Annotated in this window: 29 protein-coding genes and 1 tRNA gene; 13 read left to right on the forward strand and 17 right to left on the reverse strand. The window is 70.6% G+C overall.

Annotated elements, in window-relative coordinates; all coding sequences use genetic code 11:
* Positions 1–231 precede the first annotated feature (231 nt).
* The 4 genes from Aeryth_RS13060 to Aeryth_RS13070 form a co-directional block, all read right to left on the reverse strand.
* A complete protein-coding gene (locus Aeryth_RS13060) occupies positions 232–2,124 on the reverse strand; it encodes an ATP-dependent nuclease (RefSeq protein ID WP_067859512.1) in 1,893 nt (630 codons plus the stop codon).
* A gap of 12 nt (positions 2,125–2,136) precedes the next feature.
* Positions 2,137–2,394 (reverse strand): WYL domain-containing protein, encoded by a 258-nt coding sequence (locus tag Aeryth_RS18560; RefSeq protein WP_417864632.1) that lies wholly within the window; start codon positions 2,392–2,394, stop codon positions 2,137–2,139.
* Between the two features lie 68 nt (positions 2,395–2,462).
* Positions 2,463–2,535: transfer RNA gene (locus tag Aeryth_RS13065), tRNA-Leu, on the reverse strand.
* Between the two features lie 22 nt (positions 2,536–2,557).
* The gene (locus Aeryth_RS13070) at positions 2,558–3,055 is read right to left on the reverse strand and encodes an O-acetyl-ADP-ribose deacetylase (RefSeq protein WP_067859515.1); all 498 of its coding nucleotides are present in this window, start codon (positions 3,053–3,055) and stop codon (positions 2,558–2,560) included.
* A gap of 140 nt (positions 3,056–3,195) precedes the next feature.
* On the opposite strand from Aeryth_RS13070, the gene Aeryth_RS13075 reads away from it, so the two are divergent.
* From Aeryth_RS13075 to Aeryth_RS13085, 3 genes are all read left to right on the forward strand, one after another.
* Positions 3,196–3,606, forward strand: coding sequence for a hypothetical protein (locus Aeryth_RS13075; RefSeq protein ID WP_067859518.1), 411 nt, complete (start codon positions 3,196–3,198; stop codon positions 3,604–3,606).
* A gap of 231 nt (positions 3,607–3,837) precedes the next feature.
* The gene (locus Aeryth_RS13080) at positions 3,838–4,854 is read left to right on the forward strand and encodes a hypothetical protein (protein ID WP_144433782.1); all 1,017 of its coding nucleotides are present in this window, start codon (positions 3,838–3,840) and stop codon (positions 4,852–4,854) included.
* Positions 4,851–5,051, forward strand: coding sequence for a hypothetical protein (locus tag Aeryth_RS13085; protein WP_067859521.1), 201 nt, complete (start codon positions 4,851–4,853; stop codon positions 5,049–5,051). Before Aeryth_RS13080 ends, Aeryth_RS13085 begins: the two co-directional genes overlap by 4 nt.
* A 27-nt stretch (positions 5,052–5,078) precedes the next feature.
* On the opposite strand, the gene Aeryth_RS13090 is transcribed toward Aeryth_RS13085, so the two are convergent.
* Positions 5,079–7,460: an AAA family ATPase gene (locus Aeryth_RS13090; protein WP_067859524.1), complete on the reverse strand. Its 2,382-nt coding sequence runs from the start codon at positions 7,458–7,460 to the stop codon at positions 5,079–5,081.
* A gap of 187 nt (positions 7,461–7,647) precedes the next feature.
* On the opposite strand from Aeryth_RS13090, the gene Aeryth_RS13095 reads away from it, so the two are divergent.
* The 3 genes from Aeryth_RS13095 to Aeryth_RS13105 all read left to right on the forward strand — a co-directional run bounded on the left by Aeryth_RS13095 (position 7,648) and on the right by Aeryth_RS13105 (position 9,462).
* Positions 7,648–8,727 (forward strand): hypothetical protein, encoded by a 1,080-nt coding sequence (locus tag Aeryth_RS13095; RefSeq protein WP_144433783.1) that lies wholly within the window; start codon positions 7,648–7,650, stop codon positions 8,725–8,727.
* Positions 8,728–8,740: 13 nt separating this feature from the next.
* Positions 8,741–8,938 carry a hypothetical protein gene (locus Aeryth_RS13100; protein ID WP_067859527.1) on the forward strand — a complete coding sequence of 66 codons (198 nt, stop codon included), beginning with the start codon at positions 8,741–8,743 and terminating at the stop codon, positions 8,936–8,938.
* Between the two features lie 101 nt (positions 8,939–9,039).
* Positions 9,040–9,462: a hypothetical protein gene (locus Aeryth_RS13105; protein ID WP_067859529.1), complete on the forward strand. Its 423-nt coding sequence runs from the start codon at positions 9,040–9,042 to the stop codon at positions 9,460–9,462.
* Positions 9,463–9,514: 52 nt separating this feature from the next.
* Here the strand turns inward: Aeryth_RS13105 and Aeryth_RS13110 are convergent, their stop codons facing one another.
* Together Aeryth_RS13110 and Aeryth_RS13115 are read right to left on the reverse strand one after the other, a co-directional pair.
* Positions 9,515–10,381, reverse strand: a complete 867-nt coding sequence (locus Aeryth_RS13110; RefSeq protein ID WP_067859531.1) for an aldo/keto reductase — start codon at positions 10,379–10,381, stop codon at positions 9,515–9,517.
* A gap of 85 nt (positions 10,382–10,466) precedes the next feature.
* Entirely contained in the window at positions 10,467–11,405 is a 939-nt protein-coding gene (locus tag Aeryth_RS13115) for an NAD(P)-dependent oxidoreductase (protein WP_083516633.1), read from the reverse strand.
* A gap of 65 nt (positions 11,406–11,470) precedes the next feature.
* Between Aeryth_RS13115 and Aeryth_RS18480 the strand changes: the two genes are divergently transcribed.
* The 3 genes from Aeryth_RS18480 to Aeryth_RS13130 all read left to right on the forward strand — a co-directional run bounded on the left by Aeryth_RS18480 (position 11,471) and on the right by Aeryth_RS13130 (position 13,664).
* Complete coding sequence (locus tag Aeryth_RS18480; protein WP_067861783.1) at positions 11,471–11,896, forward strand: DUF1232 domain-containing protein; 426 nt, start codon at positions 11,471–11,473, stop codon at positions 11,894–11,896.
* Entirely contained in the window at positions 11,893–12,240 is a 348-nt protein-coding gene (locus Aeryth_RS13125; RefSeq protein ID WP_067859540.1) for a TraR/DksA family transcriptional regulator, read from the forward strand. Before Aeryth_RS18480 ends, Aeryth_RS13125 begins: the two co-directional genes overlap by 4 nt.
* Before the next feature lie 80 nt (positions 12,241–12,320).
* Positions 12,321–13,664 carry an HNH endonuclease signature motif containing protein gene (locus tag Aeryth_RS13130; protein WP_067859542.1) on the forward strand — a complete coding sequence of 448 codons (1,344 nt, stop codon included), beginning with the start codon at positions 12,321–12,323 and terminating at the stop codon, positions 13,662–13,664.
* A 46-nt stretch (positions 13,665–13,710) separates the two neighbouring features.
* On the opposite strand, the gene Aeryth_RS13135 is transcribed toward Aeryth_RS13130, so the two are convergent.
* On the reverse strand, positions 13,711–14,172 hold the full coding sequence (locus Aeryth_RS13135) for a PaaI family thioesterase (protein ID WP_067859545.1): 462 nt from the start codon (positions 14,170–14,172) through the stop codon (positions 13,711–13,713).
* A 58-nt stretch (positions 14,173–14,230) separates the two neighbouring features.
* Here Aeryth_RS13135 and Aeryth_RS13140 point away from each other — a divergent pair, with 58 nt between their 5' ends.
* Positions 14,231–14,764 (forward strand): TetR/AcrR family transcriptional regulator, encoded by a 534-nt coding sequence (locus tag Aeryth_RS13140; protein ID WP_067859549.1) that lies wholly within the window; start codon positions 14,231–14,233, stop codon positions 14,762–14,764.
* Here the strand turns inward: Aeryth_RS13140 and Aeryth_RS13145 are convergent.
* Both Aeryth_RS13145 and Aeryth_RS13150 read right to left on the reverse strand, forming a co-directional pair.
* A complete protein-coding gene (locus Aeryth_RS13145) occupies positions 14,761–15,681 on the reverse strand; it encodes a Ppx/GppA phosphatase family protein (protein ID WP_067859551.1) in 921 nt (306 codons plus the stop codon). The genes Aeryth_RS13140 and Aeryth_RS13145 overlap by 4 nt on opposite strands.
* 67 nt (positions 15,682–15,748) lie before the next feature.
* Positions 15,749–17,104 (reverse strand): cation:dicarboxylate symporter family transporter, encoded by a 1,356-nt coding sequence (locus Aeryth_RS13150; RefSeq protein WP_067859553.1) that lies wholly within the window; start codon positions 17,102–17,104, stop codon positions 15,749–15,751.
* 120 nt (positions 17,105–17,224) lie between these two features.
* Between Aeryth_RS13150 and Aeryth_RS13155 the strand changes: the two genes are divergently transcribed.
* Complete coding sequence (locus Aeryth_RS13155) at positions 17,225–18,811, forward strand: sensor histidine kinase (protein ID WP_144433785.1); 1,587 nt, start codon at positions 17,225–17,227, stop codon at positions 18,809–18,811.
* On the forward strand, positions 18,808–19,479 hold the full coding sequence (locus Aeryth_RS13160; protein WP_067859557.1) for a response regulator: 672 nt from the start codon (positions 18,808–18,810) through the stop codon (positions 19,477–19,479). The genes Aeryth_RS13155 and Aeryth_RS13160 overlap by 4 nt, the downstream gene beginning before the upstream one ends.
* Here the strand turns inward: Aeryth_RS13160 and Aeryth_RS13165 are convergent.
* The 4 genes from Aeryth_RS13165 to Aeryth_RS13180 all read right to left on the reverse strand — a co-directional run bounded on the left by Aeryth_RS13165 (position 19,421) and on the right by Aeryth_RS13180 (position 22,724).
* Complete coding sequence (locus tag Aeryth_RS13165; RefSeq protein ID WP_067859559.1) at positions 19,421–19,951, reverse strand: DUF501 domain-containing protein; 531 nt, start codon at positions 19,949–19,951, stop codon at positions 19,421–19,423. The genes Aeryth_RS13160 and Aeryth_RS13165 overlap by 59 nt on opposite strands.
* On the reverse strand, positions 19,944–20,510 hold the full coding sequence (locus Aeryth_RS13170) for an FtsB family cell division protein (protein WP_067859564.1): 567 nt from the start codon (positions 20,508–20,510) through the stop codon (positions 19,944–19,946). Before Aeryth_RS13170 ends, Aeryth_RS13165 begins: the two co-directional genes overlap by 8 nt.
* Before the next feature lie 2 nt (positions 20,511–20,512).
* Positions 20,513–21,790 carry a phosphopyruvate hydratase gene (gene eno / locus Aeryth_RS13175; RefSeq protein WP_067859566.1) on the reverse strand — a complete coding sequence of 426 codons (1,278 nt, stop codon included), beginning with the start codon at positions 21,788–21,790 and terminating at the stop codon, positions 20,513–20,515.
* 352 nt (positions 21,791–22,142) lie between these two features.
* Positions 22,143–22,724: a M23 family metallopeptidase gene (locus tag Aeryth_RS13180; protein ID WP_067859568.1), complete on the reverse strand. Its 582-nt coding sequence runs from the start codon at positions 22,722–22,724 to the stop codon at positions 22,143–22,145.
* 295 nt (positions 22,725–23,019) lie between these two features.
* Between Aeryth_RS13180 and Aeryth_RS13185 the strand changes: the two genes are divergently transcribed.
* A complete protein-coding gene (locus Aeryth_RS13185; protein ID WP_144433786.1) occupies positions 23,020–23,691 on the forward strand; it encodes a hypothetical protein in 672 nt (223 codons plus the stop codon).
* Positions 23,692–23,699: 8 nt separating this feature from the next.
* Here Aeryth_RS13185 and Aeryth_RS13190 read toward each other — a convergent pair whose 3' ends face one another.
* The 3 genes from Aeryth_RS13190 to meaB are packed head-to-tail and all read right to left on the reverse strand — an operon-like array spanning position 23,700 to position 25,987.
* Complete coding sequence (locus Aeryth_RS13190) at positions 23,700–24,299, reverse strand: nucleoside triphosphate pyrophosphohydrolase (RefSeq protein ID WP_067859572.1); 600 nt, start codon at positions 24,297–24,299, stop codon at positions 23,700–23,702.
* A gap of 10 nt (positions 24,300–24,309) precedes the next feature.
* Positions 24,310–25,005: a SurA N-terminal domain-containing protein gene (locus Aeryth_RS13195; protein WP_144433787.1), complete on the reverse strand. Its 696-nt coding sequence runs from the start codon at positions 25,003–25,005 to the stop codon at positions 24,310–24,312.
* Positions 25,006–25,015: 10 nt separating this feature from the next.
* The gene (gene meaB, locus Aeryth_RS13200; protein WP_067859577.1) at positions 25,016–25,987 is read right to left on the reverse strand and encodes a methylmalonyl Co-A mutase-associated GTPase MeaB; all 972 of its coding nucleotides are present in this window, start codon (positions 25,985–25,987) and stop codon (positions 25,016–25,018) included.
* Between the last annotated feature and the right edge of the window lie 20 nt (positions 25,988–26,007).

The following is a 26,007-nucleotide window of genomic DNA, read 5'->3' on the forward strand; positions in this document are numbered from 1 at the left end:
TCGATCCTGACGGGAACCCGGTGGCCCCGCGGCGGACGGTCCGTCGCGACTTGGCAGCATGAGGAGGTCAGTCGCCGTACGAGCGTCGCTGCGAGAAGGTGGTCACCTGGAGCCTCGATCGCTGCGGAACACCGCATCGTACTCGAAGACGTCCTGACCCAGTCCGTGCCCCGCACAAGCGAAGACGCCCTCGACCGCTGCTCGCTCTCGGCAGAGCCGCACCCTCACGCGCTAAAGAGTATGTCGACGAACTCTCTCAATGATCTCCTGCAGAATGTCGGGCACTTCGCCGCCGCATGTTGCAGTCGCGAATCGGTATGCCACGTTGTTCTTCTTCGTGGCAACGCCTTCGTCTTGCATCCTCTCAACCTCCATGAGCCACTCAGGCCAGGTCTGAAGAACCCCCTCGAGAGTTGAGCCGAAGACAGCACAGGATTCGCGTACAAGATCGTCTCCAGAAAACTGCCGTTCGTCCTCGCCCAGGTAGCTGAGAAGCCTCTCGTTGGTTTGTCGATTTCGATCGACTGCTATGGCACGATCATCGTCGGAGCGACCGTGTTTGAGCATCCGCTCTTCTAAGTCCCCATCCCCGTCGAACATCACGTACGCAGGAATTTCCAGGGCCTGCAGCACCGCGAGAGGAATCAAGATCGAGTCCTTTCCTCCGACCTCTGCGATGACCACGCCATCAGTCGAAAGTGGGACCTCACCTACTCGGTCACCCACACCCTGCAACACGGCTCGGTCCGTTGCCCCCTCCACCAGGACGACAGCGTTAGCGAAGAGTGCGTCCGGAAGCCGGTAGGTAGCGATCGAGTCGAGTTGCCGCTCAACCATATCTCGTCCGACGAGTCCGTCGAGGCGCGCCACCACATCGTCGACCGACGTTGCACTGACGCGAGTGCCACGAAGCGCGCGAGTCTCAGGATCGACAGGCCTTGTGAGCCTGCGGACCTGATAGAACCGTCCGGCCTTGATGAAGTGTGGGCTATGGGTCGCATAAGAAACTTGGACTCCCTGGCCGGGGTCCTCCGCCAACTTCCGAAGGACCGAAGCGAAGGCCATGGCCTGCGATGGGTGCTGGAAAAGCTCCGGTTCCTCGATGGCAAGACATATCACACCCTTATCCGTGAAATCAGACCCGAACTCGGCGAGCATCTTGAGCGCGGATATAAGGAGTGTGCGCTGAAAACCGTGGCCCTGACGGTCGACCGTGGTTACCAGATCTTGTTCGGAGATAGCCACACTGAACCTCGCTCGAACAGATGGGGAATCGAAGGCCGTGCGCTCCACACGCACCTCGTGACCTGAAGAGAATTGTCCGACGGCATTCGTTAGTCGCGCAGAGATGTCTTCCAGGTCTGTCTCGAAGTGCCGTTGGTAAATTTCATCCTGCTTTGCGGCTGTCTCGATTGCAAGAGCTTCAAGTTCTTCGTCGGCGACCGTTCGATCGAGTTTACGTTCCAAGATCCGACCTAGAATCGTTCCGCGGGCATCATGCACCTCATCGGCGGCCCGAAGATCGGCCGTGATCAGCACAAAATCGAAGATGCCAGCCATCTTGCTCGCCCCATTGAATCCGAAAAAGTTCGTCTGAAGCTCCTCCGCAGCATCTTCCAACTGATCTAGATGTTCGCTCTCCCAAACGCGCATCCGATCATTGACCTGTTGAGCATTCGATGCACGCTCCAAACCCAGTCCTCCAGCCAGCTCGTTGAAGGCGCTTCGTTGCTGGAGTTTGTTGGCGATCAAGCGGATGCGATCGAATGGCGGGTAGGCCTTGAGGTTCGCAGACATCTTCTCGACTCCGTCAGGCCGACGTTCTTTCCAGGCAGTAAAGCGCGCTGCCGCCTCCGGAGCATAACGACCCAGGACAGCGCGGTCCGCATCTTGAATATCGGAGAACGTCACGCGCACAGATAACGTTTGATCCTCCCGACCGTGGCTCCAATCTTCGATGCCAATGGCAGCAGCGCTGGCCCCGTTGAAGAACCAGTCGAGTGCGCGCAGCACGGTCGATTTTCCGGCCCCGTTCGGCCCCACCAGGGTAGTCACGTCGTCGAACTCGACCGTGACGTCTTCGAGACATCTGAAAGCCTTGATAGTGACGGACTCGATCCGCATGACCAGCGCGCTCTACAACTCGACGGGCCAACGCGGAGCGAACTCGTTGCCTGTCGGCTCGGCGCGCACGATGTTATCTACAGTCCAGGACCTCACCGCCTCGCGCTTCAAACAGAAGCCGTACAGTCGCTCGGACTTCCCCGGTGCGCCCGGTCGAAGACTGTAAGGCTCGATCTCTCGGGTTTCGACGGTGCCGTCCGACTCGTAGGCTTCAATCAGCACAGTCCGCGATGCTCGAGCTTCTTGAGTAATCGTTTCAAATGGGGTCATCTGCCGATTGTGCACTTTCCAAGGATCACCCGTGCGATCTTGCTGAGGCGCGCGGTCCAGTACATACGTGCTCCCGGTGGGGGTCGAACCCACACTGGGGCGGGTTTAAGCCGCCTGCCTCTGCCATTGGGCTACGGGAGCGCTGGGCCAGCCTAGGTGGTGGTCAGGCTGAGAGGCGTTGCGCGATCGCGTCGTGCGCGCGAGCGTCGTAGGCGATGAGGCGGGCTGACGCGACCTGCGTGGGGGTGGCTCGGAGCGTGTCGACGGCTGCCGCGACGGCGTCGTCGAACGGCCAGCCGTAGGAGCCCGCACTGATCAGCGGAAACGCGATCGACGTGGCGCCGAGCTCGTCGGCCACGGTCAGCGCGTTGGCGTAGCAGGAGGTCAGGAGCGTGCTGTCCCGCTCGCCGCGGTTGTGGTTCGGTCCGACGACGTGGATCACCCACCTCGCCGGCATGCGGCCTGCCGTCGTCCAGCGGGCGCGACCCGTCTCGAGTCCGTGGGGGAAGCGGCGGCGACAGTCCTCCAGCACCTCCGGGCCGCCCGCGCGGTGGATCGCGCCGTCCACCCCTCCCCCGCCACGCATGGCACGGTTCGCCGCGTTGACCACGGCGTCGACGTCCTGGGCCGTGATGTCGCCCTGGACCACCTCGAGTTCCATCCCCCTACTACATCACCCACGGCGGTGGAGGAAGCGTCGTTCACGAGTTCGAGAGGTGCGGCCGGGGTCACCGCCGGCGTCGGCGGAGAGTGGCAGTCTTGCCGAGGAGCACCGACCGACGCGTGCCCGGAGGGAGATTCGTGGACGTCAAGCGAGCGCACGGCGCGGTCATCGTGGCGGCTGCCGCCAGCGCGGCCACCGTGTGGGCCGTCGCCGGACGCGCCGAAGGTCTCGGGGCGGCCGTCACTACCGCGGCCGTCGCCGCCTGGGCGGCCTGGGTGGTCGTCGGTCGACCTCGACGGGACGCGCGACGCGCACCCGCGGACGGCTCAGCTGCCCGACGCGACGACCTGAGTGTCGACGACTGCCTGAACATCCTCTTCGTCGTGGTCATGTGCCAGCCCCTCCTGCGCTACGTCGCGCGCGCCGAGGCTGCGGCGGACGGCGCCCTCTGGGTCGGCACCGCGGTCGCCGCCTACCTCGTCTGGGCCTTCTACGGACGCCCTCGCCTCAGGCGCCGGTCGGTGCCCGCGCCCTCAGTCGACTCCTGACGGTCAGAAGCCGCCGACGCACGCGAAGAACTCGTCGGCCGAGGTGCCCTTCCGACAGGCCCTGCGCGCCTTGGCGGCCCGAGCAGCACACGATTCACTCCGCCATTACCTGATGAAGCCCCGTATCGGAAGAGTTCTTCACTAACTCGAGAAGACGGGGCCGCGCGCTCGCGCGAGCGGTGGTCCCTCCGGCAGCGTGATCGGCGAGCACGAGAGTCGAGGGAGAGCTGCATGAGCGTCACCAAGAGTCGCGCGATGGTCGCCGCCGTCACCGTCGCCGCCAGCATCGGACTGTGGCCGTCGAACGGAACCGCTGAAGCCGTCGCAGCGGCCGCTGCCGTCACGCTGTGGGTCGCATGGAGCGTTGCCGACCGATCCAAATGGTCCCGAAACCGAACCGTGAAGATCACGCGACCAGACGCCAGGATCGAGAGGTCGAAACCTGTTCTCACGAGTGGTGTCGTAACCGGGACGACCCTGGCGCTCGTGTGCGTCACCGGGGTGAGTGCGGGTGCCGCATTGAGAGAGGACGCGACGGAGTCGTTCACGCATGCGATCTCCGACGGCACGACGAGGGCGGGCTCGACTGCCGCGAAGCACAACACTGAGGTTGACATCCCGACGTCGGGCGAGAGTGAGATCGTCGCGGCCGGCGTCGGCGGGACCGTCACGATCGACACGCCAGCGAAGGGCCACGGGCACGTCGCCGACGACGAGCTCACCCGCGTCTACAGCGGACAGCTCGACGACAGCCGCGTCGCCGTCCAGCCCACCGCCGACGGAGTACGCGCAGCCATCGCGATCGACTCCGCCGATGCTCCTGAGCGCTACCCGTTCGAGCTGGGCGGCGACGCCGAACGGCTCGTGCTGGACGAGCAGGACGGCAGCGTCTGGGTGTTCGGGAACGGCAAGGAACCGCTCGGCCGCTTCGAGTCTCCCTGGGCCTACGACGCGGCCGGCAGGACCGTCCCCACCCACTACGAGGTCAGCGGCACCACGCTCACCCAGGTCGTGGAGCACAAGGCGGGCGACTTCAGCTACGGGATCACGGCAGACCCGAAATGGAGCAAGAAGTGGATCAAGAAGTTCAAGAAGCTCTTCAAGGTGTGCCTGGGTCTCACACTCAGCACCGAGGCGCTCCTGCAGCTGGTCAGCTCGCCGAACAAGGCAGCGAAGTTCATGGTCCGCCGTCTCGGCCTGTTCGGCGCGGTGTACTGCGGCGGAGGAATCATCAAGGAGCTCCTGTGACCAAGACACCCCCGCACCACGACGCCACCACCACGTTCTTCGGCGCCTCCATGATCCTCGTGGCAGCGATCGTCGGGCCCGGCCTGGTCGCGATGTTCCTGACCGACGACTTCTGGCTGATCGTCGCGACGATGGTGGTCGGATCGTTCATCGGGCTCGTCATCCAGGCGCGGATGGACAAGCGCCCCCCAGGTTGAGCCGACCGCACCATCCCGACGGGGTCGTCAGACCACGCCGAGCCAGGCGAAGAACTCGTCGGCGGAGATCACCGGCTTGCCGTACTCGCGGGCCTTGCGCGCCTTGCCGGACTGGGTGCCGACCTCGGCGACGACGAGGAGGTCGCACTTCGTCTTGGTGACGTTGGCGGCGGGGACGAGGCCGGCGTCGCGGGCGAGGCGCTCCATCTCGTCGCGCCCGTACGTCCGGCCCGACGGCGACGTCGCCGTGCCCGTGAAGCACACCCGCGCGCCGGGCTGCAGGACGTCGGACGCCGACGGGGTGGCTGCCGCGACGGTCTCGACCAGGTCGTCGACGAACCGCTCGTCGAGCAGGTCCTCGACCATGCGCAGGCGCTCGACGAGCTGGGGCGAGAGGCGTGACGCCTTCGTCGCGACGTTGGCCAGCCGCGCCACCACGGCGTCGGCCACCACCCGCGGAGGGCGCTCCCCCGACTGGGCCGGAGCACCGCCGAGCAGCGCCGCGCTCACCCCGACGCTGGCCTCCACCAGGGCGGAGAGGGTGGGCAGGCGGTCGGTCGACGGGGGCGGGAGGTCGGGGTCGCGGGTGAGCAGGTAGCTCGGGTCGGGGAGGCCCTCGGCCGGCTCGAACGGCGTGCTGGCAGCCACGGCGAGACCCTCGTCGCGCATCCGCGTGAACGCCGACAGTGCCGCACTCGCCTGGTCGGCCGCACGGCCCGACGACATCGCCATCCGCTCCGCCGACGACAGCCCGCCGAACGGCAGCTCGACGCCGAAGCCCATCGGCACCACGTGCTGCAGGCGCTTGAGCTCGAAGTCGACCTTGCCGAGCGCGTCGTCCACGCGCGAGCCGACGAGCGTGACCCCCTCGAGCAGCGGCGCGAGCACGGCCCACGCCTCCGGCAGGGTCGGCGCCAGCAGCACGTCGTCGGCGGAGATGCCGAACCGGGCGCGCGCGTCGGCGAGGTCGCGCTCGGGATTCACGAGCGTGCTCACCGCGGTGCCGTCGTCGAACGCGACCGCCAGCTCCACCGGACGGGGCCGCGAGAACGTGCCCTCGTCGCCGACGAAGCAGACCCCGAGCGACGCGAAGCGGTCCGGCGCCGTGCGCGCCACCTCGCCCGACAGGAACCGCGTGACCCGACGGTCGGTGCGAAGGTGCCGCGGCTCGATCGGCCGCTTCAGCACCAGCCCCGCCATCGACGTCGCCCGGCTCAGCGCCACGTACACCTGGCCGGTCGCGAACACCCCGCCCGTCAGGTCGACGACGAGCCGGTCGAGCGTCTGCCCCTGGCTCTTGTGGATCGTGATCGCCCACGCCAGCCGGCACGGCAGCTGCCGGTACGTGCCCACCACCTCGCGGGTCAGCGTGCCGCCCTCGACGACCGGCCGCGTCACCTCCCACGTGTACTCATCGACCGTGACGACCGAGCCGTCGGCCAGCTCCACCTCCAGCTCGACGTCGCCCGAGACGTCGTCGGCCTCGATGTCCACGACGCGCGCGAGCGAGCCGTTGACCCACCGGTCGCTCGGGTCGTTGGTGAGCATCATGACCTGCGCTCCGACCTTCAGCCGCAGCACCGTGTCGGTGGGCGGGTCGAAGCCGCCGAGGTCGCCGCTCTCCCGCGCGACGCTCGTGACGACGTCGCCGGGCAGCCGCTCCAGCCGCTCCCGGTTGCGGGCCGTGACGATCGAGTTCGACGGCGCGAGCGTCAGCCACAGCTCGTCCTCCGGCGGCTCGAAGTCGCGGTCGACGCGGCTGTTCAGCTCCTCGCGCGCCTGCTCCAGCAGCACCCCCTCGCGCACCGCGTTGAGCAGCCCGGTGAGCGTGTCGTCGCCCAGCTGACGGAACACGGTCGTGAGCGCCACGGTCGGGAACGCGTCGCGGTCGAAGCAGTGCGCGGAGTAGAAGTACTCGGTGTCGTAGTGGGTGCGGAAGAACTCGGTCTCCCGTTCGCCGACGATCGGCGGCAGCTGCAGCAGGTCGCCGACGAGCACCACCTGCACTCCGCCGAACGGCTCGCCCTCCCGCGGCCCGAAGCGACGCAGCGCAGCCTCGACCATGTCGAGCACGTCGGCCCGCACCATCGACGCCTCGTCGACCACCAGCGTCTGCAGCCCGCGGATCGCCTTCGTGAAACGGCCCGGCCGGTAGGTGCCGGAGCGGACGTCGTCGAGCGTCGTGGTCGGGCGGAAGCCGAACAGCCGGTGGATCGTGTAGCCGTCGACGTTCAGCGCGGCGATGCCGGTCGGCGCGGCCACCACCACACGGCGCTCCGTCGTCTCCAGGAAGTGCCGCACGAGCGTCGACTTGCCCGTGCCCGCCTTGCCCGTGAGGAACAGGTGGCTGCCCGACTCGAGGAGCTCCAGCGCCCGCTCGATCTCCGGCGTGATGGTCAGGTCGGGCACGGGGCCAGGGTGCCACGTTGGGCGTCGGTGAGGGCGAGGGAACGGGTGTCGATACCGGATGTCGCGCCGTTTGGGAAGGCTTCTTCAGGAGATCGAGAGAAGGGCGCGCCAGGGCTGTCGGCCCTGCGAGTGTCGCGATCGCAGCGCCGCTCACCCGGTGGCGCCCGATCACGAGAGAGCGGCCCCCATGCCCCCTTCCGCCCCCTTGACCGCGGTCACGACGGTCACCGCCACCGCGGTGCTCGCCAGCCTGCTCGCGGCCCCGTCCACCCGTCCCCCCGTCCTGCACGGCGCGTCCGACACCTCCGTCGGACCCACCACGCAGCGCATCGACGACGGGTCCACCCGCACCGTCGACACGACCGACCCGTCCGACGAGCGACTCCCTCTCAACGGCGACCTGACCTCCACCACCCCCACACCGGCGCCGGTCTACCCGGGCGGCTCGGGCTGGGAACCGATCCGTCGCTCGACCACGCAGCAGATCACCATCGGCGGGGTCGGCACCGTGCCCGCCGACGCCTTCGGCGCGCGGCTCAAGATCAGCGGCCGCTGGCTGACCAAGAAGGACGCCGGCGTGCTCGCGGTCCGCGACCCCGAGCTGGCCGGCGACGTCATGTGGATCGAACGTCCCCCCGCGTCGAGCTACGTCTCGACCGAGACCTTCGCGACGACCCTCTCGCAGGACGGCACGATCGAGATCCAGAACTCCTCGCGCACCGACATCGACGTCAAGGTCGAGGTGCTCGGCTGGTACGCCGACCCCGACCCGCAGAGCGACGTCGGCGCGGGCGTCGAGGACGGCTTCGCGCTGATCGAGCAGATCCCCGACGCCGAGACCACCACGCAGGACGACATCGACGCCTGGCTCGCCGACCAGGGCCTGGCCCGCGAGGAGTCCGTGTCCGACGCGGACTCCACCGAGGCGAGCCCCGCGGTCTTCGACCCGCGCACCGACCGCTCGGCCCTCGCGACCGGCGCGGCCGCGTGCGTCCGCTCGATCGTCATCGCCGTCATCAGCAACATCTTCCTCGTCGCCAAGCTGGCGAAGGTGAAGGCGGCGATCAAGGCCGTGGGCGGTGCGAAGAAGGCCTACCGCGCCCTGCGCAAGGCGTACAAGGCCTACCGCAAGGCGGGCTACGGCCGGTCGTCGTCGGCCAAGTACGCCTTCCGGAAGGTGTTCAAGCGCGACGGCGTGGGCAAGGAGGCGCAGGCCGTCCTGCTCGAGATCGCGTCCGTCCAGGGCGTCATCGACAACTGTTTCTAAGGGGCACCGCGTCATGAAGACCATCGACGACTACATCGGCGTGCTCGCCGTCACCGCGGTCACGTGCGTCGTGATCGGCTACGTCGACAGCGACGAGGCGGCGTCGGGCGCCTACACGCTCGGCTGCGTCATCGCGATCTACCTGCTGGTCGTCTACGTGGTGCGTCGACTGCGCGCCCGTCGGCCGGCCGACGAGCCGCCCGCGACGTAGCGCTCGACTCCCCCGACGGCCCCGTCCTCCCCCGAGGGCGGGGCCGCCGGGCGTCGTGGAGGAGCCGAGGACCTGGACGTCCCACCCACTACGCTCGGCGCGTGGACACTGCGACGCTGCTCCTGCTCGGCCTCCTCCTCGTGGCCTCCGTCGGCCTCAAGCAGCTGGTCGACATCAAGCGGGCGTCGAGGGCCTCCGCGAGCGGCGTGTACGTGCGGCGGTACTGGCAGATCGCCGACGACATCCATCGGGCTGGCAGCGACCCGCTCGAGATCCGCGCGGACCCTCGCTACCTGCAGCTGCTGGAGGACGAGCTCGCCGTCGCGGCCATCGACCTGCTCGACGAGCAGCAGTGGGCCACCTGGCACGGCGTCCTCGACGAGGAGCCGGCGCGGACGAGGGTCCTCGACGCGCTCCAGGTCTGCGACCCCCGGACGGTCGCGTTCTCTCGCCTGCGCCGCTGCCTCGACCAGCGGCAGCGCGACGGCGCACGTCACGACATCTCGCGCTGCGCCGGCGCCTGAACGCACCGCGGCCCCGCCCCCCAGGGAGGACAGGGCCGCGCTAGGGACTACGTCAGGCGTCGAGGCCGGACTCGATCGTCGTGAGCTCGTCGTCGGTGAGCTCGAGGTCGGCCGCCTCGGCCGAGTTCTTCGCCGACTCCGGACGCGAGGCGCCGGGGATCGGGACCACGACGGGCGCCTGGGCGAGGTGCCAGGCGAGCGCGACCTGGTGCGGGCTGACGCCACGCGCGTCGGCCACCTCCTGGAACGCCGAGTGGTCGGAGCCGAAGTCACCGGCCTTCTTGATGCCGCCGAACGGGCTCCAGGGCAGGAACGCGACGCCGATCTCGGCGCAGTGCCGCAGCTCGTCGCGGCTCGACAGGAACGCCGGGCTGAACTGGTTCTGCACCGACACGAGCCGGCCGTCGAGCACCTCGTTGGCCTCGTCGATCTGCGCGACCGTGGCGTTGGAGATGCCCGCCTGCTGGATGACGCCCTCGTCGAGCAGCTCCTTCAGCGCGCCGATCGACTCCGCGTACGGCACCTCCGGGTCGGGACGGTGGAACTGGTAGAGCCCGATCGACTCGACGCCGAGCCGCTTCGCCGACGCCTTCGCAGCGTCCTTGAGGTAGTCGGGGTGGCCGTTCTGCGTCCACGAGCCGTCGCCGGGACGCAGGTGGCCGCCCTTCGTCGCGACGAGCACGTCCTTGCCGGCCGCGTGGCCCTTCAGCGCCTCCGCGATGAGCTCCTCGTTGTGACCGACCTCGTTCGCGTCGCGGTGGTACGCGTCGGCGGTGTCGATGAAGGTCACGCCGGCGTCGAGCGAGGCGTGGATCGTGGCGATCGAGCGCTCACGGTCAGGCCGCCCCTCGATCGACATCGGCATGCCGCCGAGTCCGATCGCGCTGACGGTCGCGGTGCCGATGGTGCACTGCTGCACTGGGTCCTCCTGAGGGTCGATGGACGTCGTTGAACCTTCACCTTCGACCGTACGCCTCGTGCGCGAGCGCGCCAGCCGAGCGCCGTCAGGAACCTGACACGTCGACGACGTTGAGCAGTGGCTCCCCCGCCGCGATCCGTCGCACCTGCTCCCGCACGAGGGGCTCGATGCGCTCGAGCCGCGTCGCCACCGCTCCCCCGACGTGGGGCGCGACGAGCACGCCCGGGATGGTCCACAGCGGGTGGTCGTCGGGCAGCGGCTCGGGGTCGACGACGTCGAGCGCGAGGCGCACGTGGCCCGACGTGGCGTGCCGCACGAGCGCGTCGGTGTCGGCGACCTTGCCGCGCGCGACGTTCACCAGCAGGGCGCCGTCCTGCATCGCGGCGAGGAAGGCGTCGTCGACGAGGTGGTGCGTCGACTCGCCGTAGGGCACCGCGACGACCACGACGTCGACATCGGCCAGGAGGTCGTGCACCTCGTCGATGCCGTGCACGTGGCCGCGCTCGTCGTCACGCGCCGACGACGCGACCCGCACGAGGTCGACGCCGAACCCGTCGAGGCGGCGCTCGACCTGGTGGCCGATGCCGCCGACGCCGAGCAGAAGCACCCGCTTGCCCAGCAGGCCGGGTCGGGCCGTGCCCTTGTCCCACCGGTCGTCGTCGCGGGCGGCGTTGCGCACGAAGTCGTCGAGCCCGCGCAGCGACGCCAGGGTGAGCGCGACGGCCAGCTCGGCGGTCGGCTCCTCGTGCACGTCGACCGCGTTGCACCAGGTGATGCCGTCGGGCACGTGGCCGATCGCGTCGTCGTAGCCGAGCGACTGCGCCTGCACGGCCTTGATGCGGTCGGCGTCGAGGACGGAGAGGTCGCCGGTGAGCACGTACGGACGGACGGCGAGGTCGAGCACCACGTCGGCCGGGGGTGGTCCGGCGAAGTCCCACACGTGGAGCTCGGCCGTCCCGTCGGACTCCAGGTCGGTGAACAGGTCGCGGGTCTCGTCGTCGGGGAGGCTCAGCTGCACGGGCATGGGTCCGATCATGCCGGTCCCTCGCCGACGTGCACGCCGTCGGTGCGCCCACCTACCGTGGCTGCATGAGCACCTGGAGCGTCGTCGCGGCCGTGGTCGGCGGCCTCGTGCTGCTCTGGGCTGTCCTCGTCGGGCTGCTGTGGGTCGCGGCACGACGCACGTCGCAGCGGGTCGACCTGCGCGACCTGCTGCGCCTCGTGCCCGACCTCGTCCGCCTCACGCACCGCCTCGCCCGCGACCCGTCCCTACCGCGCGGCGTCCGGGTGCGGCTGGGCGCGCTGCTCCTCTACTTGGCGCTGCCGATCGACCTCGTGCCCGACGTCATCCCGGTGGTCGGGTACGCCGACGACGTGGTCGTGGTCGCGCTGGTGCTGAGGTCGGTGGTGCGGCTCGCCGGGCCCGAGGCCATCGAGCGCCACTGGCCGGGCACCGACGTCGGCCTCGCCGCCGTCCTGCGCCTCGCCGGCGTCACGTCGGGGGCTGCGTCGTGACCGACGCGGCCGCACGTCTGGAGGACGAGCGTCGACGCCTGCTCGCGTCGATCACGTCGCGCGACGCCGACGTCGCCGGCATCGTCGCCGCCCGCGAGGGGTCCAACGTCGACGACGAGCACGACCCGGAGGGAGCCACGATCGCCTTCGAGCGGTCGCAGGCCGACCACGCTGCCGACAGCGCCCGCCGCCGCCTGGCCGCCGTCGAGTCGGCCCTGCGCCGGGTGGAGGACGGCACCTACGGCGTCTGCGAGGTGTGCGGTCGCCCGATCGGGGAGGGCCGGCTCGAGGCCCTCCCGGCGACTGCGCGGTGCGTGCGGTGCGCGGCACGAGGCGACCGATAGATTCTCGATGTTTTATCGAACAGGTACTTGCTTGTTCGTGATCCTGCTCGATAGAATGGCAGGAGACATCAGGGGGAAGCATGGCCGTCACCGCACTCGAGACCGGCATGATCGAGGCGTGCGTGCGGGCCCTGGAGGGCACGCTGGACGCCACGCCCACGTCGAGCTGGGCCGGCACGGACCCCGCGGTCGCGCGTGACCTGCTCACCCGGCTGGCCAGGGTCGAGGCGCGGATCAGCGCCCACACGATGGCCGCCGCCCGAGTCCTCGAGAAGGCGCGGCAGACAGCACGGAACGACTCCGGCAACGACAGTCCCGGTACCGGGACCGGGACCTCCACCGGCGCGACGATCTCGATCGACTTTGGCGGTGACCGGCACGGCGCGTCCGACCTGGTCAACACCGCGAACCGGATCGAGGAGCAGACCACGCACACCGAGGCCGCCCTCGCGGCCGGTGACATCACGGCCAAGCAGGCCGACGTCATCGCCCGGGCGCTGGCCTCACTGCCTGACGACGTGCTCGACGCCCAGCGCGACACCTGCGAACGCACGCTGCTGAAGGACGCGCAGAAGCTCACCCTGAAGGACCTGCGAGCACGGGCCCGACGCATCACCGACGCCTACAAGACCTCTGAGGATGAGGTCGACGCCGACGAGGACACGCTCCTGCGCCAGCAGGAAGAGCAGGCCCGCGCGAAGACCAGCTTCTCGATGTGGGACAACCGCGACGGCACGTACACCGGTCGCTTCACCCTCCCCGAGGCTCAGGCCGTCATGCTCAAGACCGCCCTCGACGCCCTCGCCGCACCCCACCAGAAGGTCGGCACCGTCAACGCCGCCACCGGCGAGCACGACGAGGTGGGATTCGGCCAGTCCTACCCCCAGCGCCTCGGCCACGCGTTCGCCTCCCTCGTCGAGCTGCTGCCCGCCGACCGGCTGCCCTCCAACGGCGGCGTCTCCGCCGTGGTCACCGTCAACCTCGACCTGAACACGCTGATGGGTGGCCTCAAGGCCGCCGGACTCTCGGACGGCACCCGCATCTCCGCCGAGCAGGCCCGCCGGCTCGCGTGCACCGCCCAGCTCGTCCCCATGGTCCTCAACGGACGCTCGCTCCCCCTCGACCTCGGGTCGGCGAACCGGTACTTCAACCAGTCGTCACGAAGAGCGCTCGAACGCAGGGACGGTGGCTGCACGGCCCCGGGGTGTGACCGGGACCCGAGGTGGTGCGAGAGCCACCACCTCACACCCCATGCGATATCGAGAACCACCGACATCAGGGACGGCGCACTGCTGTGCACCTTCCACCACCACCGCGTCCACGACCAAGGCTGGGCCGGACGCATCAACCCGACCGACGGAGTCGTCGAGTGGCGCCTGCCCGGGTCGAGCACCTGGCACCGCAACCACCGCTACCGACCCTGACCTCACCACCACACGACCCCGCCGAGTGGTCTCGATACGTCGCCGGTCAGCGGTAGATCATGCAGGTGGTCGTGCCGTGGGCGACCAGACGGCCGGAGGCGTCGACGATCGAGCCTTCCGCCGTCGCCACCTGGCGGCCCACGTGGATCGTCCGGCCCGTGCCCACGAGACGCGCGCCGTCCACCGGCACCGTCCGGATGTAGTTCACCTTCAGCTCGAGCGTGCCGTAGCCCACCCCGGCCTCGAGGGTCGAGTGGACGGCGCACCCCATCACCGAGTCCAGCAGCGTCGCACAGATGCCGCCGTGCAAGGAGCCGAGCGGGTTCGCGAACGTCGCCTTCGTCGGCACCGAGAACGCCACCGCACCCTCCTCCAACGACTCCACCTCCAGGCCCAGCAGGTCACCGATGAACGGCGGACGGTCCTCCGCCGCGAAGGCGGTGCGCAGGAACTCCAGGCCGCTCAGACGCTGGAGGTGCTCGAGCTGCTCCGCGGAGAGAGCGGACATGACGACTCCTTCGATCGGGAACCACCAGCATATAGACCGATCGGTCTATGATGGATGCATGCCCCCAGGACCTCGAGACCGGCTCGTTGCCGCGACCATCGACCTGGTCCGCGAGCGGGGCGTGCACGGCACCGGGCTGGCTGACGTGCTCGAGCGCAGCGGGACGGCCCGAGCGTCGATCTACCAGCACTTCCCCGGCGGCAAGGGCCAGCTGGTCGCCGAGGCCGTGCGGGTGGCCGGCGACCACCTCGAGCGCGTGGCGGACCGCGGCCCGGACGCGGGCGCCTCGACGCGGGGAGCCGCCATGGTCGAGGCCCTGCTCGACTGGTGGTCGCGCGAGATCACCCGGCACGGCGGCGAGCGCGGCTGCCCGGTGGCCGCTGCGGCCGTCGACGCCGACCCGCTCGTCCGCGCCGCAGCCGACGGGGTGTTCGCGCGCCTGCACCGACGCCTGGCCGACGAGGTGGGCGACGCCGGGCTCGCCGGCTTCGTGCTGAGCGCCGTGGAGGGGGCGGTGCTGCGCTCGCGCGCGGCGCAGGACCCGGCGGCGCTCGAGGAGGCACGCCACCAGGTGCGGCGCCTGCTTGCCTAGGAGGCTGCCGCGCCCCAGGCGATGCCGTCGAGGATGTCGTGCTCGCTCACCAGCACCTCGTCGGTGGCGAGGGGGACGGAGCCAAGGACGGCGTCGAGGATCATCGCGCCGGCGCCGATCACGTCGGCGCGACCCGGGTGCATGAACGGCAGGGCGCGACGGTCCGCCACCGACATGCGCAGCAGCGACAGGCAGGCGGTGCGGACGTCGTCGACGGAGATGCGGGCGCCGTGGATCTGCGACGAGTCGTACGACGGGAGCTCCAGGGCGTGGGCGGCGACCGTCGTGATGGTCCCCGCCACCCCCACGAGGGTGCTCACCGGGTCGAGCCCTGACAGCCGGGGTGTCAGCACGTCGTCGAGGTAGGACTCGAGTGCGGTCACCTCGTCGATCGAGGCGGGGTCGCTGCGCAGGAACCGCTCGGTCAGCCGCACCGATCCGACGTCGAAGGAGTGCGACCAGCCGACGTCGCCGTCGGCACCGACCACCAGCTCCGTCGAGCCGCCGCCGATGTCGACGACGAGGGCCGGTCCCGCCAGCGAGCGCGTCGCCCCGAGGAACGAGGCGCGGGCCTCCTCCTCGCCCGACAGCACCTCGAGGTCGATGCCCAGCACCGAACGCACGCCGTCGCTCAGCTCCTCGGCGTTCGACGCGTCACGGGCGGCCGACGTCGCGCAGAAGCGCACCCGCTCGGCGCCCAGCACGGTGGTCAGCTCGCCGAACTCGCGGGTGACGGCGAGCGTGCGCTCCAGCGCGTCGGGGTGGAAGCGACCGGTCTCGTCGACGCCCTGCCCGAGGCGGACGACCCGCATCTCGCGCACGACGTCGCGCTTCTGGTCGCCACGCACGTCGGTGACGAGCAGGCGCAACGAGTTCGTCCCACAGTCCATCGCGGCCACGCGGAGGGCATCCGGCATGGCCCGACCCTACCGACGACACAGGGCCCGGACGGTGTCCGGGCCCTGTGGGTCGTCCCACGTCGCGTCAGCGTGCGACGTCGAGCTCCTCGTCCTTGCGGGGCGTGTAGCCGTGGTCGTCGTCGACCATCGTCGTCTCGTCGAACGGGTCGTCGCCGGCCAGGACGGCGTCGAGCTTCTGCCGGTCGATCGAGTGGGTCCAGGTGCCGATGAGCACCGTCGCGACCGCGTTGCCGGCGAAGTTCGTCAGCGCACGCGCCTCGGACATGAAGCGGTCGATGCCGACGATGAGACCGACGCCGTCGACGAGGTCGGGGCGGTGCGACTGCAGGCCGCCGGCCAGCGTCGCGAGACCGGCACCGGTCACGCCTGCCGCACCCTTGGAGGCGATCATCATGAACAGCAGCAGGGAGAGCTGCTCGCCGAAGCTCAGCGGGTCGCCGGTGGCCGACGCGACGAACAGGGTCGCCATCGTCAGGTAGATTGCCGTGCCGTCGAGGTTGAAGGAGTAGCCGGTCGGCACCACGACGCCGACGGTCGACTGGTGCACGCCCGCGTGCTCCATCTTGGCGATGAGGCGCGGCAGGGCCGACTCCGACGACGACGTCGACACGATGAGCAGGAACTCACGACCCAGGTACTTCAGCAGGCTGAAGATGTTGATGCCGGTGACGGCCTTGAGCAGCGCGCCGAGGATGCCGAAGACGAACAGGAAGCACGTGATGTAGAAGCCGACCATGAGGACGGCGAGGCTGCGCAGGGCGTCCATGCCGGTCTCGCCGACCACGGCGGCGATCGCGCCGAAGGCGCCGATGGGGGCCAGCCACATGATCATGGCGAGCACGCGGAAGACGAGCTTCTGCAGGTAGCCGACGCCGACGAGGATCGGCTCGCCGGCGCGACCCATGGCCTGCAGCGCGAAGCCGACGAGCAGGGCGACGAACAGCGCCTGCAGCACGTCGCCGGACGTGAGGGAGGAGACCATCGTGTCGGGGATCATGTGCAGGATGAACTCGGCGGTCGTCTGCTTCTCACCACCCGCGGACTCGGCCGCCTTCGCCGCGCCCTCCGGGGTGATCTGCAGGCCCTCGCCCGGGTGCAGGATGTTGCCGACGGCCAGGCCGATGGCCAGGGCGAACGTCGACATCGTGATGAAGTAGCCGAGCGCCATGCCGCCGACCTTGCCCACCTGCGCGGCGCTGCGGACCGAGCCGACGCCGAGCACGATGGTGCAGAAGATGACGGGGCCGATCATCATCTTGATCAGCTTGACGAAGCCCTCGCCGAGCGGCTTGAGCTCCTTCGCGAAGTCGGGCGCCGCGAAGCCGACGGCGATGCCGGCGAGCACCGCGGCGATGACCGCGATGTAGAGGTAGTGCGTGCGGTCGCGCCGGGTGCGCGCCTGCGGGGTGGTGCTGGTCATGGTTCCTCCTCTGGGACGACCTGCCCACCGTGCCCGGTCACGTGACCCGGGTCACCGTTGCGTACATAGAGTTCGGTGACCGCGGTCACAGCGGCTTCGTCGAGGTGGGACGATGCGGTCGTGCCCCGCCCGTCGTCCGTCGCGCGCCAGATCCTGCTCTGGCAGGTCGTCGTCGTGTGCGTGCTGGTGCTCGGTGGCGTGGCCGCCGCCTGGTTCGACGCCCGCGCCGACGCGACGGCCTCGGCACGCCAGCGCGCGCTCGACCTCGCGGTCGCGGTCGCCGACTCCCCGACGGTGCGCGAGGCCGTCCGCACGACGGACCCGTCGACGACGCTCCAGCCGTTCGCCGAGCAGGTGCGTCGCGACAGCGGCACCGACTTCGTCGTCATCATGTCGCGCGACGGCATCCGCTACTCCCACCCCGACCCGGCCAACATCGGCAAGCGCTTCCTCGGGTCGATCACCCAGGCCCAGGCGGGCCGGACGTACAGCGAGGAGTACGTCGGCACGCTCGGACCGTCGGTGCGGGCCGTCGTGCCGGTGCGCGCGGGGGCCGGCGACGACGACGTCGTGGCGCTCGTGTCGGTCGGGATCCGCACGGCGAAGCAGCGCGACGAGGTCGTCGACGCGCTCCCCCGGATCCTCGGCGCCGCCGCGCTGGCCGCGCTCGTGGGCATCCTCGGCGCGTGGCTCATCCACCGGCGCCTGCGCCGCCAGACGCACGGGCTCGGCGAGCAGGAGATCACCCGCATGTACGAGTACTACGACGCGGTGCTGCGGGCGGTGCGCGAGGGACTCGTGCTGGTCGACTCCGGCGGCCGGGTGAGCCTCGTGAACCGCGAGGCCGAGCGTCTGCTCGACGTGGAGGCGTCGCGGGCGGTAGGCCGCGACGTCGCGGAGCTCGGCCTGGAACCCACGCTGACCGACGCGGTGCGCGCGGGCGGACCGCTCTCCGACGTCGTGGTGGCGCTCGCCGACCGCGTGCTCATCGTCAACGCGGCGCGCGCCCGCTGGGAGGGTCGCGACGTCGGCACGGTGCTCACGGTGCGCGACCGCACGGAGCTGCAGGGCGTGACGGCCGAGCTCGACACCGTGCGCAGCCTGGCCGACTCGCTGCGGTCGCAGAGCCACGAGACGGCGAACCGGCTGCACACGATGGTCTCCCTCGTCGAGATGGGCCGCACGCAGGAGGCGGTCGAGTTCGCGACGCACGAGATGCGCCTGGCGCAGGGGCTGACCGACCAGATGGTGGCTGCGGTCGAGGAGCCCGTGGTGTCGGCGCTGCTGCTGGGCAAGTCGGCGCAGGCGCACGAGCGCGGCGTGCGGCTCGACGTCGACCCGGGCTCCGCCGTCACGGGGCTCCCGCTCGGCCCGCACGACGCGGTGACGGTGCTGGGCAACCTGCTCGACAACGCGATCGACGCGGCGCAGGGCACGGCGGACGCGACCGTGGCGGTGCACCTGCACGCCAGCGACACGCACCTCGATGTCGTGGTCGAGGACTCCGGCCCCGGCATCCCCGAGGACGCGCGCGAGCAGGTCTTCGAGCGGGGCTGGTCGACGAAGGTCGACGACCGTCTGCACGGCCGAGGCCTGGGTCTGGCGCTGGTGGGTCAGGTGGTGCGCCGCCACGGCGGTAGCGTGCGCGTCGGCTCGGGTGCGCTCGGCGGGGCCATGGTCGAGGTGGAGATCGGGGAGGACGCGTGATCCGCACGCTGGTCGTCGAGGACGAGAGGGTCGCGGCGCAGGCGCACGCGCAGTACGTGCGCGACGTGCCGGGCTTCGAGCTCGTCGCCGTCGCGATGTCGGCGCAGGACGCGGCGCGGGTGCTGCGGGAGGAGCCGGTCGACCTGGTGCTGCTCGACATGCACCTGCCCGACGGTCACGGCCTGCAGCTGCTGCGCCGGCTGAGGGCGGCCGGCAGCCGGGTCGACGTGATCGCCGTGACGTCGGCGCGCGACGCGGAGGTGGTGCGCGACGCGGTGGCGCAGGGCGTGGTCGGCTACCTCATCAAGCCCTTCGCGTTCGGCGCGCTGCGCGAGCGGCTGCTCGCCTACCGGACCTTCCACGAGGGCCTGCAGGGCTCGGACGACCTCGACCAGATTGCGGTCGACCGGATGCTCGAGTCGCTGCGGCACACGTCCCGACCCGCCCTGCCGAAGGGGCTGGGCGCGGAGACGCTGGAGCAGGTACGCGCGGTCCTGGCCGAGCACGGTCCGTCGTCGGCGAGCGAGGTCGGCGAGCACCTGGGCTCGTCACGGGTGACGGCGCGCCGCTACCTGGAGCACCTCGCCGAGACCGGCGAGGTCGCGCGGGTCACGCGCCTGGGTCGGGCTGGTCGTCCTGAGGTCGAGTACCGGCCGGGGCGCAGCTAGAGCTGCCCCAGTAGTCGCCGAGCAGCTCGACGGCCTCGTCGCCGAGCGGGTTGACGCCAGGGCCCTTGGCGAGGGCGTGGCCGACGAGCACGTGCAGGCACTTGACCCGCGTGGGCATGCCGCCGGCGCTGATGCCGTCGATCTCGGGCACGTGGGCGACGGCCTCCCGCTCGGCGAGGTACTCGGCATGGGCCCGTGCGTAGTGGTCGGCGAGGTCGGCGTCGTGGGTGAGCCGCTCGCTCATCTCGGCCATCAGGCCGGACGCCTCGAGGGTGCCGATGGCGCCGGCGAGCCTCGGGCAGGTCACGTAGTAGAGCGTCGGGAACGGCGTGCCGTCGGGCAGCCGCGGCTCGGTGCGCACCACGTTGGGGTGGCCGGACGGGCAGCGCGCGGCGATGCCGAGGACACCGCGGGCGGGCCGCCCGAGCTGCTCGGCGACGATCTGCAGGTCGCTCGGGCTCGGGTCAGTCACGGTTCTTCAGCACCTCGTCGGGGTCGGGGACGGGCTGCTGGGCCGACGAGGTGCGTCCGGACGCCTCGACGCTGCCCCACAGCGTGTCGTACCACTGCTTCTGGGTGGGGTCCGGCGGGTCGTCGAGCCGGGGCGCGTCGCCCTCGACGGTGCCGTCGGCGCCGATGACGCGGTAGCCGACCTCGCCGGGCATGACCCAGCCGAACCGTTCACGCGCCTGCTGGCGGACGTAGGCGTCGTCGTTCCAGCGCGCCTTGGTGTCGCCGAGGTCCTCGATGGACGCCTGCCGGGTGGCGATCTCGGCCTTCAGCTGCTGCACCTCGCCGCGCTGCTGCCACCACGCGTGCAGCGCCGACGTGTACGACGCGAGCAGCAGGAGCAGCACCGCGAGCAGCAGGACAGCGCGGGTGGTGAACCGCGACCCGACGCCGCGGGCGGTGGTCGTGCCCGACCGGGGTCGGGTCGGGCCGGGGCGGCTGGCCCCCGCGGCACCGGACGGCCGCCCCGCAGGACGTCGTGTCCTGGGGGTGGGTCGTCCGGGTCCGCGGGAGCCGGCCATGCTCAGAGCGCGAGGCGCGGGAAGGCCGACGCGCCGGCGTACACCGCGGCGGACCCGAGGGCCTCCTCGATGCGCAGGAGCTGGTTGTACTTGGCGACCCGGTCGGAGCGGGCGGGGGCGCCGGTCTTGATCTGGCCGCAGTTGGTGGCGACGGCGAGGTCGGCGATCGTGACGTCCTCGGTCTCGCCCGAGCGGTGGCTCATCATGTTGCTGAAGCCGTGGCGGTGGGCGAGCTCGACAGCGTCGAGCGTCTCGGTGAGCGAGCCGATCTGGTTCACCTTGACGAGCATCGCGTTCGCGGCGCCCTGCTCGAGGCCACGCGTGAGCCGCTCGACGTTGGTGACGAACAGGTCGTCGCCGACGAGCTGGACCTGGTCGCCGATGCGCTCGGTGAGCGCGACCCAGCCGTCCCAGTCCTCCTCGTCGAGCGGGTCCTCGATGGACACGATCGGGTAGGCGGCGACGAGCTCGGCGTAGTAGTCGGCCATCTCCCCGGAGGTCTTGGGCGCGGCCTCGAAGGTGTAGCTGCCGTTCTCGAAGAACTCCGAGCTGGCGACGTCGAGCGCGAGCGCGATGTCCGTGCCGAGCGTGAGGCCGGTCTTCTCGACGGCCGTGGCGATGAGGTCGAGCGCGGCGCGGTTGGACGGCAGGCTCGGGGCGAAACCGCCCTCGTCGCCGAGGCCGGTCGACAGGCCGTCCTTCTTCAGGACCGACTTGAGCGCGTGGTAGACCTCGGTGCCCTGGCGCAGCGCCTCGGCGAACGTGGGCGCGCCGATCGGCGCGATCATGAACTCCTGGACGTCGACGTTGGAGTCGGCGTGGGCGCCACCGTTCAGGATGTTCATCATCGGGACGGGCAGCACGTGGGCGTTGGGGCCGCCGACGTAGCGGAACAGCGGGAGGCCGGCGGAGTCGGCGGCGGCCTTGGAGAGCGCGAGGGAGACGCCGAGGATGGCGTTGGCGCCGAGCTTCGCCTTGTTGGGCGTGCCGTCGAGGGCGATCATGGCGGCGTCGACGGCGCGCTGGTCGTCGGCGTCGAAGCCGACGATCTCGGCGGCGATGGTCGTGTTGACGGCCTCGACGGCCTTGCGGACGCCCTTGCCGAGGTAGCGGTCGCCACCGTCACGCAGCTCGACGGCCTCGAACTGGCCGGTGGAGGCACCGGAGGGGACGGCGGCGCGTCCGATGGTCCCGTCGTCGAGGGCGACCTCGACCTCGACGGTGGGGTTGCCGCGCGAGTCGAGGATCTCGCGTGCTCCGACGGCTTCGATGCTGGCCATGCTGCTCCTGCTGCTGTGGTGGTGCGGTCGGTGCCCAGCCTAGTGCCGGTGGCCGTCCGTCCGTGACAGGCGAGGCGGTCGACATCCTTGGGATAGTCGACGGGTTCGGCATCGTTGTACTTGCCATCCTCGGGACAGCCGGGGGTGGTCTCGTCGTCGTGGGCTGTTGCCCGCGGCTCTGATGTCGACGCGGCCGACGAGAGCGTCCTCCCAGCGCGGGAGGACGCTCTCGTTCGACGATGTCGGCCACGACGGGCACGGTGGGCGTGTGCTGTCGCGGTCGAGACGTCGGTCGTGGCCGGTCTCCCGCACGCGACAGGCGTCATCTCGGGCCGCGCGCGGGAGGGTGGTATCAGCAGAGAGTCTTGCGCGTGTAGTTCGTCGTGCCCCAGTACTTCGCCTTGGTGTTGCCGAAGTAGATGACCTGGTCGTCGTTGTTCCAGCGCTGTTCGTAGTGCAGGTGTGCGGACGGCTGGCCCCCGCTCTTGCCGACGCGGCCGATGCCGGTCCTTGCTGTCACGACCTGGCCCTTGTCCACGGCGATCTCCTTCAGGTGCGCGTACCGCGTCGACCAGCCTCCCTTGTGGTAGATGTCGACCGTGTTGCCGTAGCCCGGGCCCTTGTTGCCGGCGAAGGTGACTGTGCCGGCATTGCTGGCCTGGACCCACCGGCCCAAGTCGCTGTCACCTCCGGTTGGAAGGTTGAAGTCGATGGCCAAGAGCGGATTGTGGGGGTGGGGGTCGTCAGCGCCCCGCGTCTGGCCGCTCCACACGTCGCCGCAGGGGAAAGGGACCTCGAGGGCCGGACGGTTGGCGCCCGGGTCGTTGGAGCCGCTCGCGGGCGCTGCAGCGGCGGTGGCTGCGGTCGTGAGCCCGGCGGCGGCGCAGAGCGCCAGTGTCGCTGCAGCCGTTCGCACCGTGGTGATCTTGCGCATGGGGATTCCATCCTCGTCTGAGTAGAAGCGTCGTCTGTGGTCACGATCGTTGCGACGAGCGCTGCGAAACTGCTGCGAGATCCTCGTCGCCTGGACGAGTAGCGAAGACGTTGGAGGACTTGGTCGATCCCTGTCGATGAGCACGGTGTCGATGAGCAGGTCTGCCCCTTCGAGAGGGCCCGGAGTCGCCACTGCTTTGCCAGGTAGGAGGACTCGTCGTGGACAAGCGCGGCGAGCTTGCGCGGAGAGAATCGATATCGCGGACGCGGTCCCGACGCGCGTGGGAGCATCCAGCATGACCTGGACCCGTGGACGACTCGTCGGCGTTGCCTGCGCCGCTCTGTCAGTGCTGCTGCTCGTGGGTGTCGGCGTCACCTACGTCCTGTCGACGCGCGCCGCTGTCGACGTCCGCGTGACGCCGGCGTCGCTCCAGTGCATCAGACCATCGGACGACGCGTACCGACCGATGCCCTGGGTGGTCGACACCACGCAGATCCCCGGCAAGGACGCCACCTCGACGGCTGCGTTCGCGGAGCGGGGCGAGCCGCGTGATCCCGGCTTCTTCCTCACCGTCGACACGCGAGACATGCAGTGCACCATGGTCCTCGACGTGACCAACAGGGGGTCGATCCCGGTGAAGGTCCGCGCCGTCAGGTTCTACGGATGGGCGGACGAGCCCTCGACGAGGGACGACTGGGTGGTCTCGGACGAGGGGACCGGCGCCGCCGTGCGAGCCGTGGGCGAGGAGCGCCAGGACGCCGCGTACGTGGTCGACGAGACGCTGGGCGCCGGAGACTTCGCTCGCGTGGAGATGGACTTCCAGCGTCGCCACGGGGTCTGTCGGAGCGGGGGACAGTTCGTCTCCCGCCAACGTCCCGAGATCGAGGTGTCGACCCTGGGCTGGCGGAGCTCCCTCGACTCCGACCTCACGCTGGCGACCTGGTTCGTGCCTTCGCTCATGTGCTGAGCAGGACGTCACGCCAGCCGGTCGCGGACGGCGCGGCGCAGCGCCTCCTCGGCGTCGACGCCCTGCTCGCGGGCCTCGGCGACGAGACGCAGGAGCCGGGAGCCGAGGTCGTCGCCGCTGGTGTCGAGGTCAGGGACGCGGTCGAGGGCCTTGCGGGCCGTGGCGAGGGCCGGCAGGTCGCGGGCGATGCCGTCGAGCGGGTGCGCCTCACGCGCTCCCGATGCCGCCTTCTCCTGCGCCTTGACCGCCTGCCAGGCGGCGTCGATTTCCTCGGGAGTGCGGGCAGTGCCGTCGGCGAAGACGTGCGGGTTGCGCCGCACGAGCTTGTCGGTGATCCCCGCGGCGACGTCGTCGACGTCCCACCCCTCCCCCGTGTCGGCGGCGACGGCGGCGTGGAAGACGACCTGCATGAGGAGGTCGCCGAGCTCCTCGCGGAGCAGGTCGGTGTCGCCGTCGTCGAGCGCCTCGAGGGTCTCGTAGGTCTCCTCGAGCAGGTAGCGGCTCAGGCTCTCGTGGGTCTGCTGCCCCGTCCAGGCGCACTCGGCGCGCAGCCGGGCCATGACGGCGACGAGGTCGAGCAGCCGCTCGCCGGGGCGCGGGTCGCTCACGGGCGGCTGCTCACGAGCACCGCTGCGTGGCCGGCGCGATCAGCGGACGGTCGCGGGTGTCGGCAGCGGCAGGGACCGACAGCGAGCCGGTGGCCGCCACCTGCTGGCCGTCGTCGCCGAGACCGAACCGGGGGTCGATGCTGACGTCGGCCTTGCGCAGGGCGTCGGCGAGCACGCTGCGCCCGGCCTGCTGCAGCTGCTGGGCGTTGGTGTCGTCGGCGCGCTGGCCGGTGGCGGCCTCGCCGAGCTTCTCGGCGATCGCGTAGGTGCGCTGCCCGGCCTCGAGCACCCGCACCGCCTCGTCGACGTCGACGTCGGGGAGGGCCTGCTCGACCTGGGCGCGTTGCTCGCCGGTGAACACGTACGCGCTGCGGGGCACGCGGATGCCCTCGCGGGCCGCCACCTCGCGGGCGACGACGCCGCTCACCAGCTCGCTGACGGCCTGGCGTCGTACGTCGGCGTTGTCGATCGTGCTCCCGCCGCCGGACTGGGCGGCGGAGAACAGCGACACCTCGCAGAGGACGTCGGCGGTGCGGTCGGCCTGGGCCATCGTGATGGTGGTGCCGTCGACGGTGGCGGCGGCGCCCGGGCTGATCGACCCGCCGCAGCCGGCGAGCAGGACGGCCGACAGCGTGAGCGGCGGGACCAGGGCCCCGGCGGACCGGGACCGTCGACGGGTGACGGGCATCACAGGGCGCGACCTCATGGCGGCCAGACTACTGGTCGTACGCCTCGAGGATGAGGTCCGCGGCGCTGGCCGCGGGCAGCTCTCCCGAGAGCACCGCCTCGCGCACCTCGTCGCGTACCCGCGCGACGCCCTCGTCGGTGCGCAGGCGCTGGTCGAGCTCGTCGCGCACGAGCGCCCACGTGAAGTCGAGCTGCTGCTGGGCGCGCTTCTCGCGCAGGCCGCGCTGGCCGAGGAACTCGCGGTGCCGCACGAGCCGGTTCCAGACGGTGTCGATGCCCTGGTGCTCGAGCGCCGAGCAGGTGACGACCGGTGGCACCCAGCCCTGGGTGCCTGCGTACACGAGGCGCAGGGCTCCCGCGAGGTCCTTGGCGGTCACCTCGGCCTCCCGGGCACGCTCGCCGTCGGCCTTGTTGACGGCGATGACGTCGGCGATCTCGAGGATGCCCTTCTTGATGCCCTGCAGCTGGTCGCCCGTGCGGGCGATGGTGAGGAACAGGAACGTGTCGACCATGCCCGCGACGGTGATCTCGGACTGGCCGACCCCGACGGTCTCGACGAGGACGACGTCGTAGCCGGCGGCCTCGAGGACGGTCATCGCCTGGGAGGTCGCGCGGGCGACTCCGCCGAGCGTGCCCGCGCTCGGCGACGGGCGGATGTAGGCCTGCGGGCTGACGGCGAGCTGTGCCATGCGGGTCTTGTCGCCGAGGACGGAGCCGCCGGTGCGCACGCTCGACGGGTCGACGGCGAGCACCCCGACCCGGTTGCCCTGCTCCACGAGGTGCGTGCCGAGCGCCTCGATGAACGTGCTCTTGCCGACACCGGGCACGCCCGAGATGCCGACCCGCACCGCTCCCCCGGCGTGCGGCGCGAGCGCGGCGAGCAGCTCCCGGGCCGCGGCGCGGTGGTCGGCGCGGCTCGACTCGACCAAGGTGATGGCGCGCGATACCCCCGCACGACGTCCGTCGAGGACGTCGGCGGCGAGCTTCTCGACGTCGACCATCAGATGCTCCTTTCGGCGTC

It is taken from the genome of Aeromicrobium erythreum, assembly GCF_001509405.1.
Classification (GTDB): domain Bacteria; phylum Actinomycetota; class Actinomycetes; order Propionibacteriales; family Nocardioidaceae; genus Aeromicrobium; species Aeromicrobium erythreum.